General features: G+C 64.2%; 9 protein-coding genes, 1 other RNA gene and 1 pseudogene. 5 read left to right on the top strand and 6 right to left on the bottom strand.

All coding sequences use genetic code 11. The features are described from left to right. Positions 1–385 precede the first annotated feature (385 nt). Positions 386–547: pseudogene (locus tag QMB55_RS13875) on the bottom strand (IS3 family transposase); the annotation flags it as partial. Positions 548–650: 103 nt separating this feature from the next. Here QMB55_RS13875 and ffs point away from each other — a divergent pair. Next, positions 651–749, top strand: an RNA gene (ffs, locus tag QMB55_RS13870) — signal recognition particle sRNA small type. Positions 750–839: 90 nt separating this feature from the next. Here the strand turns inward: ffs and QMB55_RS13865 are convergent. Next, entirely contained in the window at positions 840–2210 is a 1371-nt protein-coding gene (locus tag QMB55_RS13865) for a DEAD/DEAH box helicase (RefSeq protein ID WP_497589311.1), read from the bottom strand. A 409-nt stretch (positions 2211–2619) separates the two neighbouring features. Here QMB55_RS13865 and QMB55_RS13860 point away from each other — a divergent pair, with 409 nt between their 5' ends. From QMB55_RS13860 to QMB55_RS13850, 3 genes are read left to right on the top strand one after another with little or no spacing between them, the layout of a single operon-like run. Then, positions 2620–3033 carry a polyhydroxyalkanoate synthesis regulator DNA-binding domain-containing protein gene (locus QMB55_RS13860; protein ID WP_497589310.1) on the top strand — a complete coding sequence of 138 codons (414 nt, stop codon included), beginning with the start codon at positions 2620–2622 and terminating at the stop codon, positions 3031–3033. Between the two features lie 44 nt (positions 3034–3077). After that, on the top strand, positions 3078–4403 hold the full coding sequence (gene rimO, locus QMB55_RS13855; protein ID WP_497589309.1) for a 30S ribosomal protein S12 methylthiotransferase RimO: 1326 nt from the start codon (positions 3078–3080) through the stop codon (positions 4401–4403). Positions 4404–4443: 40 nt separating this feature from the next. Further along, the gene (locus QMB55_RS13850; protein WP_497589308.1) at positions 4444–5853 is read left to right on the top strand and encodes an FAD-binding oxidoreductase; all 1410 of its coding nucleotides are present in this window, start codon (positions 4444–4446) and stop codon (positions 5851–5853) included. Between the two features lie 37 nt (positions 5854–5890). Here the strand turns inward: QMB55_RS13850 and QMB55_RS13845 are convergent, their stop codons facing one another. The 4 genes from QMB55_RS13845 to QMB55_RS13830 form a co-directional block, all read right to left on the bottom strand. Then, the gene (locus tag QMB55_RS13845; RefSeq protein ID WP_497589307.1) at positions 5891–7543 is read right to left on the bottom strand and encodes a methyl-accepting chemotaxis protein; all 1653 of its coding nucleotides are present in this window, start codon (positions 7541–7543) and stop codon (positions 5891–5893) included. Positions 7544–7620: 77 nt separating this feature from the next. Beyond that, positions 7621–9651, bottom strand: coding sequence for a metallophosphoesterase (locus tag QMB55_RS13840; RefSeq protein ID WP_497589306.1), 2031 nt, complete (start codon positions 9649–9651; stop codon positions 7621–7623). 130 nt (positions 9652–9781) lie between these two features. After that, the gene (locus QMB55_RS13835) at positions 9782–10627 is read right to left on the bottom strand and encodes a M90 family metallopeptidase (protein WP_497589305.1); all 846 of its coding nucleotides are present in this window, start codon (positions 10625–10627) and stop codon (positions 9782–9784) included. Positions 10628–10632: 5 nt separating this feature from the next. Further along, positions 10633–11526: a DMT family transporter gene (locus QMB55_RS13830; protein WP_497589304.1), complete on the bottom strand. Its 894-nt coding sequence runs from the start codon at positions 11524–11526 to the stop codon at positions 10633–10635. 123 nt (positions 11527–11649) lie between these two features. Here QMB55_RS13830 and QMB55_RS13825 point away from each other — a divergent pair, with 123 nt between their 5' ends. Then, a complete protein-coding gene (locus tag QMB55_RS13825; RefSeq protein WP_497589303.1) occupies positions 11650–13869 on the top strand; it encodes a RelA/SpoT family protein in 2220 nt (739 codons plus the stop codon). The last annotated feature ends 75 nt before the right edge of the window (positions 13870–13944 follow it).

The following is a 13944-nucleotide window of genomic DNA, read 5'->3' as shown; positions in this document are numbered from 1 at the left end:
CATCGTTGGGATTGGGCTCTAATTCCACCTGCTACTCAATTACGGGGAGACGTCGTACCCACAAAAACACCTCAGCAAAACACCTCCCAATACCTACCAAAAACACGACACAGCTGCGTCGGTGAGGCAACGTGCATCGTGCGGGAAATGTCGTGGGGGCGGTAATCCAGCAAAGGGGCGCCGATCGTGTGCGCGGGGGAAACGAATCCGGGGCGGATTCGGTGGTCTTCTCCTGGGTTTGTGACGGCAGCCTACGACAGCTAACTGGCGGGTAGATCAGGCGCGCGTTTCGCCAGATTCCAGAAAAGTACTCACTCGAGCGCTCAGCCGGTCGAGCACGTCCGCGCTCAGGCTGTCGAAAAGCTCGGGGTGAATCGCCCCGTCTTCAGTAGACGCTCTGTTGCCGGTTGAAATACTGCTTTTCGAACTCTACCGGAGAAAGGCCGTTTGCATAACCATGGCGGCGTTTCGGGTTGTAGAAGAGTTCGATGTAGTTGAATACATCGCGCCGCGCTTCTTCGCGATCGAGGTAAAACTTGCGCGGGATGAGCCCGTCTTGTACTTCCCACATCTGACGGTAACCCACGCAGCGCACCAAACAAGCTAAGAAAGCTGAGGGAAAGCTCGACGTGTGTGTTAGAATTGTTTCCGGCGGGTCTCCCCGCATTGCGGGGTAGCGAACCTGGTCAGGTCCGGAAGGAAGCAGCCATAGTTACTTACCGCAAGTGCCGGGGGTAAGGCTCGCCACCTTCCCTTCCTCGTTACGAGAAAGAATGAAAAAGCGCCGTCACTTGAAGTGAGCGGCGCTTTGTTCGTTTACGGCCTAACTGTTGGTGGAGTTAGGTGTTTGCCGTGGGGCGCGGGCCTCGACTACGCCGGCCGTTGTTGCGCGACGCTGAGCGTGCGTCGTGGCCTGCATCTGCCTTGGGTGAGTCACTGTGCGGGCGGCGCGGCGCGTTTCTGCGGCCGTTGTCTCCGCGGCCTGGCGAGCGCGGCTGGTGCGCGCTGGAGCGCATCTGGATCGGCTCGGCCTTGATCGAAGGGTCGGGTTCGAATCCGGGCAGGATTCGGGCTTCGATCGGCTTTTTCAGCAGGCGCTCGATATCCTTGAGCAGCTTGTTTTCATCGACGCAGACGAGCGAGACAGCTTCGCCGCTGCTGCCGGCGCGCCCGGTCCGTCCGATGCGGTGGACATAGTCTTCGGGGACGTTGGGCAGTTCGTAGTTGACGACGAAGGGCAGTTCCTCGATGTCGATTCCACGTGCGGCGATGTCAGTTGCCACGAGTACCGGGAGCGTGCCGTCCTTGAAACTCGAGAGGGCGCGCAGGCGAGCGTTCTGGCTCTTGTTGCCGTGAATCGCATCGGCTTCGATCCCTGCCTTGCTCAGTTTTTCCGCGAGGCTGTTCGCCCCCCATTTCGTGCGCGTAAAGACCAGAACTTGCGGCCACTGGTGGGTACGGATCAGTTCGATCAGCAGATCGCGTTTACGCTCGCGGTCAACCTTAAACACCGTTTGGCGAACGAGTTCCGAGGCCGAGTTGCGGCGTTCGGCCTCGACATGGCGGGGTGACTTGAGGAAGGATTCCGCCAGTTTTCGGATGTCGTCGGAGAACGTTGCAGAGAACAGCAGGTTCTGCCGGCTGGCGGGCAACAGTGCAAGCACTCGGCGGATGTCGTGGATGAAGCCCATGTCGAGCATGCGGTCGGCCTCGTCGAGGACGAGGATTTCGATCGCAGAGAGGTCGAGGCTGCCCTGCCGTGCGTGATCAAGCAGGCGCCCCGGGGTGGCGACCAGGATGTCGACGCCACGTTGCAGTGCTGCGATCTGAGGATTCATGCCGACGCCGCCGAAAATGACAAGCGACTTGAGGGGGAGGTGTTTGCCGTAAGTTTTGACGCTTTCCTCGACCTGCGCCGCGAGTTCGCGCGTCGGGGTGAGGATCAGGACGCGTGGCGGGCGTCCTTGCGTGCCGCGGCGCTCGCCCTTGGGGCGCGCTGCTTGCGTTGCCTGATGTGTGAAAAGGTGGTGCAGGATCGGCAGGGTGAAGCCGGCGGTCTTGCCGGTGCCGGTTTGGGCACACGCCATCAGGTCGCCGCCCGAAAGAACGGCGGGAATGGCTTGTGCTTGGATCGGGGTGGGGGCGCTGTAACCTTGTTCTTCAAGTGCGCGCAAGATTTCGGGGGTGAGCCCGAGATCGGAAAACTGCATGTGGTGTTGCTCCTGGAAGTGTTGCCATCACACCTGTCGGTGTGGGGACTGTCTGAAAAGCCGCGATGTCAGGGACAGATTCGATGCGAAAAGGTTGCCCGAGCAGGCTCGAGGTGATCCGAACGGAACGAATCGGCGGACGGCGAGGGTTCGCTTGCGCGCCTTCTCAGCCCCTGGCGGCTGAGACATTGTTCGACAGGCGGTCGGCGCGTCTCCGTGCAGAGAGTGGCCGGGCGCAATCCTACCATGCGCCGGTGGATTCGTCTTCTTGCTGGTTTTTGGTCGGACCTGATCGGGTATAATTGATGCTCCGCAGCATGGGGCAAGGCGCAGCGCTTGAGCGAATCGCAGTGTAGTCACTAGGCTTTGCCGCGCTCGCTTGGCCTTCGCTTTTACTCCTTCTCCGCGCATGACGCTCCCCGATTCTCCCGTCCGGCTGATCCGGAAATACCCCAATCGCCGCCTCTACGATACCGGGCGCAGCGCGTACATCGCGCTTGAGGACATCAGAGCGCTGATTCTGGCGCGCGAGACCTTTCGGGTCGTCGATGCCCGAAACGGTGATGATTTGACGCATGCGGTGCTGCTACAGGTCTTTCTCGACGGAGAGGGACAAGGGCTGGGACTCTTGTCCCCAGGTGCGCTACGCGCCCTGATTGTTGCCCAAAACGGGCCGCAAGCCCGGAGTCTGGCCGTGAAGCTCAACTGCGTGCTGAATGACACCACTGACACTGTCGGAGCGCCAAACCAAGCCGAACTCGGCGGTGACCTTGCCGACCGTATGGCCCAAAACGCTTGCGCCACTCAAGCGGCGCAGACGTGATCGATTTTCTATCGGCTGATAGCCGTTTTGATTGAGTGAATGACATGAACAAACCCGCGACGATAGGCGTCGTTTCCTTGGGCTGTCCGAAGGCCGGCTCCGACACCGAACAGATCCTGACCCGGCTGCGTGCCGAAGGCTATGATATTTCTGGCTCCTATCAGGACGCCGACCTCGTCGTCGTCAATACCTGCGGCTTCATTGATGCCGCCGTCGAGGAGTCGCTCGACGCCATCGGCGAGGCCATTGCCGAGAACGGAAAGGTCATCGTAACCGGTTGCCTCGGCGCCAAGTCCGACGTCATTCTCAAGGCGCATCCGCAGGTGCTCGCGATTACCGGACCGCATGCGGCCGACGAGGTGCTGCGCCACGTCCACGATCACCTGCCGCAGCCGCACGATCCCTACACCAGCTTGGTGCCGCCGCAGGGCATCCGCCTCACGCCGCAACATTTCGCTTACCTCAAGATTTCCGAAGGTTGCAACCACGGCTGCACCTTCTGCATCATTCCGTCGATGCGTGGAAAGCTGGTCAGCCGGCCGATCGGCGACGTCCTGAGCGAAGCGCGTGCCTTGGCTGAGGCCGGCGTGCGCGAAATCCTTGTCATCTCGCAGGACACTGGCGCTTACGGCGTCGACGTGAAATACCGCACCGGTTTCCACGGTGGCCGTCCGCTCAAGACGCGGCTCAAGGAATTGTGCGAGGCGCTGGCCGAATTCGGCATCTGGGTGCGCCTGCACTACGTCTACCCCTATCCGAGCATCGACGAGCTTTTGCCGCTGATGGCCGAAGGCAAGATCCTGCCTTACCTCGACGTGCCCTTCCAGCACGCCAGTCCGCGCATCCTCAAGGTGATGAAACGGCCGGCGAGCGCCGAAAACAACCTTGAACGGATCAAAGCTTGGCGCGCGGTGTGCCCCGACCTGACGATCCGTAGCACCTTCATCACCGGCTTCCCGGGCGAGACTGAGGCCGAGTTCGAGGAACTGCTGGCCTTTATCGAAGAAGCGCGGCTCGACCGCGTTGGCTGTTTTGCCTATTCGCCGGTCGAGGGTGCGCCGGCCAACGATCTGCCGGGTGCGGTGCCCGAGGAGGTGCGCGAGGAGCGCCGTCGTCGCCTGATGGACGTGCAAGCCGACATCTCCGCCGAACTGCTGGCGGCCAAGATCGGACGCGAGATGGTGGTGCTGGTCGACGCGGTCGACGACGAAGGCACGATGGCCCGCTCCTCGGCCGATGCGCCGGAAATCGATGGATTGGTGATGCTCAACGACTTCCATGATTGCGAGCCGGGCGACTTCCTGCGCGTGCGCATCGTCGATGCCGACGAACATGACCTGTACGCCGAGCCGATCTACGAGGACGAGTAATTCCGTAAGACTTCAAGATTTCGCGCCGAAGGGAGATGCAGTGAGCCGGGATGAGTTCATCGAGCAATTGATTGCCATCGTGGGGGGCGCGCAGGTGCTGACTGCTGAGGCCGACATGGCGCCGCACCTGACCGACTGGCGCGGGCGCTACCACGGCGCCGCGCGCTGCGTGGTGCGGCCTGGATCGACCGAGGAGGTCGCTGCGGTGGTGCGGGCCTGCGCTGCGGAGGGCGTGTCCATCGTGCCGCAGGGCGGCAACACTGGCCACGTCGGCGGCGGCATCCCGGATGCGAGCGGCGACGCAGTGCTGCTTTCGCTGTCCCGTCTTAACCGCATCCGTGCCATCGATCCCGACAACAACACCCTGACCGTCGAGGCAGGGTGCGTGCTGCAGGCAGTTCAGGAGGCCGCGATGGAGGTGGGGCGGCTGTTTCCGCTCTCGCTTGCCGCCGAAGGCAGTTGCGAGATCGGCGGCAACCTTGCGACCAATGCCGGCGGGGTGCAGGTATTGCGCTACGGCAACGCGCGCGAACTGGCGTTGGGGCTGGAGGTTGTGTTGCCCGACGGGCGCATCTGGAACGGCCTGCGCGGGCTGCGCAAGGACAACACCGGCTACGACCTGAAGCAACTCTTCATCGGTTCCGAAGGGACGCTGGGCATCATCACCGCTGCCGTGCTCAAACTCTTTCCTTTGCCCAAATCCACCGCCACTGCATGGCTGGCGATCGAATCCCCGAGCCATGCGGTGCGCCTCCTGCATGCCTTGCAGGCGGCCTTCGGGACGCAGCTTACTGCCTGCGAACTCGTTTCCGACCTGGCGCTCGGCATGGTGCTCAAGCACATTGCGGGCGCCCAGCCGCCGCTCGAACCGAGCCCCTGGCATCTGCTCGTCGAACTCTCCGGGCCGCAGGAAGAGCAAGCCTTGCGCGAGGCGCTGGAAGCTTTTCTCGCCGACGCCTTCGAGCCCGGGTTGCTGAGCAATGCGGTGTTGGCGCAGAGCGGCGAACAGGCGCGCCGCCTGTGGGCGCTGCGCGAGGACATCAGCGAAGCCCAGAAGAAGGAGGGCTTTAGCATCAAACATGACATATCGGTGCCCGTCTCGCGCTTGCCGGAGTTCGTCGAACGCGCCGATGCGGTCTTGCAGGCCGCGTATCCCGGCATCCGCATCGTCACCTTCGGCCACGTCGGCGACGGTAACCTGCACTACAACCCCTCCAAACCCGAGGCCGGAGAAAATGCGCAATTCATTGCTGCGCAAGCCGACGTTCACCGTCTCGTGCATGACGTCGTCGCGGGTCTGGGGGGCAGCATCAGTGCCGAGCACGGGATCGGGCAATTGAAACGCGAGGAGCTGCGGCGCTACCAGAGCGAAGTCGAGCTCGATCTGATGCGTGCGGTCAAGCAGGCGCTCGATCCGCAGGGGCTGATGAATCCCGGTAAGGTGATTTGACCCCGGTCACCGCCCGGCGGCGGTGACCGGGTACGGTTCAGACCTTGAAGCGGTCGACCGTGGCGTGCATTTCGTCGGAGAGTTGTTTCATTTCCGCGGAGGCCTGGTGCACACCGCCAAGGGCAACGGTGTTCTTCTCGCTCATCGTGGCGATGACTTCCACTTGCTGCGCGATCAGATCGTTGGCAGCCGATTGTTCATTGAGCGCGGTTGCGATGTCGTTAGTGGCGTTGAAAACTTCGGCCGCCCCGTTCTGAATGTCGTCGATGGAGCCTCCTGCTTGGCGGGCGATTTCGGCGTTGCTGTTGGCCAGTTCGACGACCACGGACATTTCATGCACCGCTTTTTGGGTGTCGGTCTGAATGGCAGAAATGACGTTTGCGATTTCCGTGGTGGCATCCCCGGTGCGCTCGGCGAGCTTGCGCACCTCGTCGGCGACCACCGCGAAGCCGCGCCCCTGTTCGCCCGCGCGCGCCGCCTCGATGGCAGCGTTGAGTGCCAACAGGTTGGTCTGGTCGGCGATCTCCTTGATGACGCCGGCGATACTGCCGATTTCCTGTGAGCGTTGGCCGAGTGTCTCGACTTGCATCGCGGTCGCTTGCAGGGATTTGGTCATGTCCACCATGCCGGTAACGGTCTTGCCGATGACCTCTCCGCCGTTCTGGGCGTGTTCTCGCGAGGTTTTGGAGATTTGCTGAGCCGCGTTCGAAGAGTCGGAAATGTGGGTCACGCTGACCGCCAGCTCTTCGACCGAGGCCGCCATGGCAGCGGTCGATTCATTCTGCTGGCTAACTGAATCGGAGAGCTGCGCAACCGAGGTCGCCAAGCCTTCTGAGGCCGTTGAGACATGGGCCGCACTGTCTTTCATGCGCGAGACTACCGATTGAAACTCGCCGAGCAGGTCGTTGACGCTGCGCGCGGTCATGGAAATTTCGTCGGCCCCCTCTGCCGGCAGGCGCAGGCTGAGATCCAGGCGCTGGCGGATGTTGACGATTGCTGCCTGGAGCGAGGCGATCTTGCGGTTGATCGAACGGGTGGTCGTGAAGATCAGGGCGCCGACGATCGAAACGGCGACGAGCAAGATGATGACAAAGGCGTTCCGGGTCTCGATGTAAAGCGCCCGCGCCGCTTCGAGCTGGTTTTCGATGCGGCTGCGCTCGTCCTTTTCCATGCCTTCGACGAGCGCGTTCATGGCTTCGGTCGCCGGCCGGTCGAGGCCGCGCAGGGCGCGGTCGGCGCGCTGCGTGTTATTGGGGTCATTGACGTCCCAGACGCCAATCTGTCGGCTGTAGAGGGCGCTCAGTTCGCTGTGCAGCTTGATCACCGCTTCGATTTCTGCCACGCGCGGATGACCACTTTCCTTCATCTCTTTCAGGGAGGTCTGCAGCTCCTGCTGGGTCTGTCGTTCCGATTCCTGATAGCTCTTGCGGTATTGCGCAAAGGCGTCCGGTGCATCGCCACGGATCAGGATGTTCTTCCACTCCTGGACCTGGGTCTTGAAATGGATGTTGGCCTGCGACACGTTGATCATCAGGTGGATGCCGTAGCGCGTGTTCTTCAGGGTGTCTTCGAGCTGCGTTTCGATCAGGGCCAGACGATGCAGCCCCATTCCGCCGGAAATGCAGATGCCAAGGATGGCGATGCTGCCGAGGATCAGCAGCCGGAACTTGATGGTCATGTTCGATGGCATAAATGCTCCTAGCAATAGGGCGCCCCGAGCGGGGAACGCCCTATTACTGTAGTTGATGGCGGGTGAAAGTCAGGTATTCAGCGCTTGTCGACCGGGCCGAGCGTTTCGGCGACGATCTCGCGCCGCAGCTGGGCGCGGAACAGCAGGGCATGCACGCCGCCGTGTTCGGCCAGCGCCTTGCCCGCGCTGCCGTCCTTGCCGGGGTCGCCGACGGTGCGCGGGCTGCGCAGGATGGCGGTCGAACTGCGCGCGTTTTCGATGCCGACGAGCATGATCCCGTCTTGTGCCGAGGTGCTGATGTAGCCGCCACGGTGCCCGTAGCGCGGGCTCATGCCGTGGTCGACGAGGCCGATCCGGTCTTCGATCAGGAAGTTCTTGATCCGCTCGCCGCGCTGCTCGGCGGTCAGGCGCTGGATGAATTCGAGGAAAGGGGTGTGCCCGAGGTAGAGCCGGCCGAAACCGTTGGCTGCCGCCAGGCGCTCGACGCCGATGCGGTTCACCGCGCCGGCGACGTCGATGGCCTTGGCCCGGGTGCTCCGGTCGGCGTACCAGGAATTGACCAGCGTCAGCGCCTCATGCAGTTCAGCCAGCGGCTTGCGCAGATCCTTGATGTCGTTTTCGATGCGCCGCAGACCTTGCCACACCGAAGGCGTCTTGCCGCCGCGACCGCGGTATTCCTGGCCGCGGTAAGTGAAGTGGAATTCGCCGCTGTCAGGATCGACCGGCAGCAAGCCATGCATGACCACGGTGCCGTACATGTCCTTGCGGTAAAGGTTGAAGTTGGCGCGGAAGAAATCGGCCATCTCGATCAGGATGGGCTGGCGCAGGTAGTCGGCGAAGCTGACCGGGCCGTTCAGGCTGTTTTCGCGGAATTCGGGCGAAATTTCCTTCAGGATCGAAGTGCCCCAGTCGCGGTGGAAGACCCAATCCTTGGCCCACCATTCGGGCGATTCGTAGTTGCGGTAGTTGATCGCCTCGAAGGCGCGCAGCCACCATTCGCCGCGTTCCAGGCCCGCTTCAAGGTCGCGCCGCAGCGGCGGCACGATTTCCTCGGCGATGAGCTGCAAGGCGCCTTGCCACAGCTCGCGTTGCGCTGCGTCTTCGGGCAGGGCGGCCAGCGCCTTGGCGAATTCGCCTTGCAGGTCCTGCCACCAGCGCAGGGACGAGCCGGCCACGGCCCGCGCCCCGATGTAGACGTCGCCGATCCGGACGTCATGGCCGCGCAGGGCGTTCCACAACCGGCCGTCGGGCGTCGCGCCCCAGCGCTTGAGCTCGTCGCGCTTCATCGTCTCGGTCATCGCTTTGAACATCGTGCCGACTTTGTCCTGCACTTCGCTCCAGCGCGATTTCTGTTCGGCGTTGTGGCGCAGGGTGATTTCCGCGAAGCGGCGCGCCCACCAGTCGGGCACGTTGGCCTCGGCGGTGGTTTTGCGCTGGGCGGCGACGACGTCCTCGACGCGGCCGTAACGGGCGTCGAACTCGTCGCGGTAGGCGTAGAAGTGGAAGCCCGGATACGACGGCAGGTGCAGCCCCTGCAGGTTCATGAACATCCAGAAATCGTGGTTGCCGATCACGAAGTCCATCAGGCCGGCGTCCATCAGCTCGCGCGTGCGGCGATAGACGGCGAGGCCGCGCGGACCGCGGTCGACGAGGTCGCCCAGGTTGTGGAAGTAGATCTGGCCGCGAAAGCTCTCGAGCGGCGAGCCTCGTTCGGCAAGTTGCGGCGCCAGTGGCTGCTCGGGATCGAAGCCCTGGAGACCGGCGAGCCCCAGTCCGGCGGGCACCGAGCGTAGCGCGTGCAGAAGCAGGGCGTCGAAGCGGTCGAGTGCGCCGTGCGCGTCGGAGAGGGTGACGAAGCGCGGCAGTTTGGCCAGCGCGGCCTCGTCGCCAGCGCGCAGCTGGCGACCGAGTTCCAGGCGCGCGGCGACCTGGCGCGAGGTGCTCAGCGTCATCCAGCGGTCGGGCTGGGTCAGCAGGGCGCGCGCCGGTTCGAGCTGTATATTCGGTGCGCTGGCCTTCGTTTCGACAGTTTCCGCTGCGAGTGGGGCGAGTGGGGCCGCGAGGGTGCTGAGGGCGGCGAGGATCAGGAGGGGGCGGAATTTATGCATGGCTCGCTCGGTCGATGACGGCGTTGGGCGCGCGGGCGCGCGCGGGAAGAATGCAATTGGTATCGAGGATAGCGAGCACCGCGAGGGCTGTCCAGTCTTGCGCGCCAAGGCACGTGGGCGGGCTTGCGGCTCAGTCGGAGGGGGCGGAGGGGGCGGAGGGGGCGGCGGAGGGGGCGGTTGCGGAAGCCTCCAGGGCGTCGTCGCGTGCGGCCGGGTCCTGACGGTAGAAGCGGGCGAGCAGCACGTAGAAGTCCGGGTATTCGGCGCGTAGCAGGCGCGGGTCTTCGAAGAAAATCTCGCTCATCACGGCGAAAAATTCGCCGGGAGTCTCCGCAGCATAGGGATCGAAGGCCGTGTCGTCCTCGCCGCGCACCTCGGCGTCGTCGACCTGGAGGCAAAAATCTTCGTAGGCATCGGTGAGCGTGCGCTCCCAGCGTCTGCGAGAAACGCCTTCGGGCAGCGGCGGAATGCCATCGGCGTCGCCATTGAGCATGTCGAGCTTGTGCGCGAACTCGTGGATGACGACGTTGTAACCGTCGCCGGCCATCTGCGCATCGCGCCAGGAGACGAGCAACGGTCCGCCGTCCCAGGCTTCGCCCGAGGCGACGTCGTCGTATTCGTGGACCACGCCGATCTCGTCTTCGATCTGACGCGGGACGATGAACTCGTCGGCATAGACGACGATGCCGACCCAGTCGCGGTAGCATTCAAGGCCGAGGTTGAGGATGGGCAGGCAACCCTGGACGGCGATCGAGGCGCACATCGCATCGCTCAGCTCGAGTTCGCCCGCGGTCGAGAATTCCTTTTCGCCAAGAAAACGTTCGCACAGTGCGCGCAGCCGTCCGCGTTCGTCCGCATCGAGCCGGACGCAGAAGGGGAGCGCGGCAAGGGTGTCGTCCCAGAGCGGGTCGGGGATGCGCGGCGCGCGGGAGCTCGGTTGCGCACCGAAGAAAGCGAGAAAGCGGGAGAGCGGCATTTATGTCAGCGGGGCTTGCTGGTCGAGGTGAGGAAAATGCCAGACAGGATCATCGCGATGCCGAGGGCATGGTAAGGCTGCGGCCGTTCGCCGAGGAAGAGGGCCGAGAGCAGGGTGCCGAAGACTGGCATCAGGTGGATGAACAGGCTGGCTTTGCCCGGGCCGACTTCGGCCACGGCGCGGTTGTAGAAGACGTAGCCGAGAAAGCCCGGCAGGGCGCCGACGTAGGCGATGCCGGCCAAGGCGCCGGGGCTCGCCTGGATGCGTTGGCCGTTCGCCATTTCCCAGAGGAAGGCGGGGGCGAGTGCGACCAGTCCGACCACCGTGAAGGCCGCGAGCAACAGCATCGGATCGACCCCGGCCGGCCGCCACTGCAGGCCGATGGTGTAGAGCGCCCAGACGAGCACGGCGGTCAGCATCCACAGGTCGCCGACGTTGAGCGACAACGCGGTCAGTGTTGCCGTGTCGCCGCGCGCGACGATGGTGAGGACGCCGCCGAGCGAAACGAGCACACCGAGGCTGCCCGTACCGCTCAGGCGCTTGCCGAGCAGCATCCAGGCCAGGGCGAGGGTGGCGACCGGAATGAAGGAATTGAGCAGCAACACGTTGGTCGCCGAGGTGTGTTGCAGCGCGAGGTAGGCGAAGGTGTTGAAGCCGCCGACGCCGAGCAGCCCGAGCACCAGCACCGGGCGCCAGGCGGCGCGCAACGAAGACCATTGCGCCTTGAGGTGCGGCAGGGCGAAAGGCAGGGTCAGCGCCAGACAGATCGTCCACCGGCAGAAGGCGAGGGTGAACGGCGGTACGGCCTCGCGCAGGCCGCGGCCGACGACCATGTTGCCGGCCCAGAACAAGGTCGTCAGCGTGAGCAGCACATAGGGATGGAGCAGGCGGGCGGGCATCGGACACGGTGCGGAGACGGAAAGGCACGATTATAGGCGGCACGGCGCCAAGCAGGCTGCGACTTATGAGCTTATGCGATCGCGCGCTATAAGGCGCACGGGGCGAGCGTTTATAATGGCCGGATGGTATCCGTTGTCCATTCCGTCGCCGCCCAGAGCGGCCATGAAGAATCCCTGCTGACCCTCTGCGAAGGCCTGACCGAAGAAGAATCGGGACGCGTCCGGCGGGCGGTGGATTTTGCGCGTACATGCTACGGCGAGCAGGCGCTGGGCAGCGGCGAGGGGATCTGGCCGCATGCGCTCGGCATGGCGCTGATCCTTGCCGGTTTGAAGCTTGATGCCGACAGCCGTCTGGCGGCGCTGCTCTTCGCGGTCCCCAGTTGCGACGAAAAGGCCGACCTCGACGCCGACTTCGGCACCCCGGTCGCCCAGCTGGTGGCCGGCATTTCCCGCCTGCACGGCCTGCGCCCGATCGCGCGCGGCTTCATTGCCCACTCGGTCGAGAGCGGCGAGCACAACCCGGCCGAGATGAAGGCGCAGATCGAGGTGCTGCGCAAGATGCTGCTGGCGATGGTCGAGGACATCCGCGTCGTCCTCCTGCGCCTCGCTTCGCGCACCCAGACGCTGCGCCACTACGCCGAGGCGGAGACGGACGAACTGCGCGTGCAGGTGGCGCGCGAGACGCTCGAACTCTATTCTCCGCTCGCCAACCGCCTCGGGGTGTGGGAACTGAAGTGGGAGCTCGAGGACCTCTCGTTCCGCTTCCTCTATCCCGACACCTACAAGAAAATCGCCAAGCAGCTCGACGAGAAGCGTGCCGAGCGCGAGCAGTTCATCACCGACGCCGTCGAACGCCTGAAGGGCGAGCTCGCGGCCGCCGGCGTCCACGACGCCGAGATCTACGGCCGCCCGAAGCACATCTACAGCATCTGGAACAAGATGCGCCGCAAGGGCATCGAGTTCTCCGACGTCTATGACGTGCGCGCGCTGCGGGTGATCGTCGACGAGGTCAAGGATTGCTACACGGTGCTGGGCATCGTGCATAACCTGTGGTCGCCGATCCCCAAGGAATTCGACGACTACATCTCCAACCCCAAGGGCAACGACTATCGCTCGCTGCACACCGCCGTGCACTGCCGCGACGGGCGGGCGCTGGAGGTGCAGATCCGTACCCGCGACATGCACAAGCACGCCGAATTGGGCGTTGCTGCGCACTGGCGCTACAAGGAAGGCAGCAAGCGCTCGGCCGGAAGTTATGACGAAAAGATCGCCTGGCTGCGCCAGCTGCTGACTTGGAAGGACGAAGTTTCCGACAGTTCGGACTGGGTGCGCCACTACAAAGAGGCGGCGCTCGACGAGACGATCTACGTGATGACGCCGCAGGGCAAGGTCGTCGACCTGCCGCGTGGCGCGACGGCGGTCGATTTTGCCTACCGCGTGCACACCGACCTCGGCCACCGTTGCCGCGGCGCCAAGGTCGACGGCGCGATGATTCCGCTCAACACGCCGCTTGAGACCGGGCAGCGGGTCGAAATCCTCGTCGCCAAGCAGGGCGGGCCATCGCGCGACTGGCTCAACACGGCGCTCGGCTACCTGTTTACGCACCGTGCGCGGGCCAAGGTGCGGCAGTGGTTTTCGACCCGCGCGCTGGAGGAAACGCTCGCCGAAGGGCGCGCCATCGTTACCCGCGAACTGCAGCGCATGGGCGAGACCAGCCTGCGCGTCGACGAGCTTGCGGCGCGCCTGACGCTCGCCAAGAGCGACGATCTCTACCTGGGCGCGGCGCGGGGTGACATCAGCCTGCGCCAGCTGCAGGCGGCGGTGCGCGGCGAAACCAGCGAGGACGAGAAAAACGATGCCGAGGTCGCGGCGAAGGCGCGGCCGAAATCGACGCCGGAAAGCGACAAAGGCATCCTCATCGTCGGTGTCGACAAGTTGCTGACCCACCTCGCCGGCTGCTGCAAGCCGGCGCCGCCCGATCCCATCGTCGGCTTCGTGACGCGCGGCAAGGGCGTTTCGATCCACCGCGCCGACTGCCCGAACTTCGCCAACATGGAGGCCATGCACCCCGAGCGGGTGATCGATTCGGCCTGGGGGCAGGAGACGGGCAAGGTCTTCGCGGTGGACATCGTGGTTGACGCCAACGACCGGCAGGGCCTGTTGCGCGATGTCTCGGACGTCCTCCTGCGCGAGAAGATCAATGTCATCGCGGTCAGCACGCAGACCAAGCAGGGCAGCGCCAACATGCGCTTCACCGCCGAGATCGGCAACGTGCCGCAGCTCAAGCGCACGCTGCACCTTCTGCTCGACATTCCCGGCGTGATTGCCGCGCGCCGCGCCTGAGGCGGCGCCGTGCCCCATGCGCCGTCAAAGGCGCCACCTTGAAGCGCAAAGGCCGGGCTGCCCGCGATCCGACCG

Source organism: Propionivibrio sp., from assembly GCF_041441355.1.
Taxonomy (GTDB): Bacteria; Pseudomonadota; Gammaproteobacteria; order Burkholderiales; family Rhodocyclaceae; genus Propionivibrio.
This window is presented reverse-complemented; position numbering and strand designations above follow the sequence as displayed.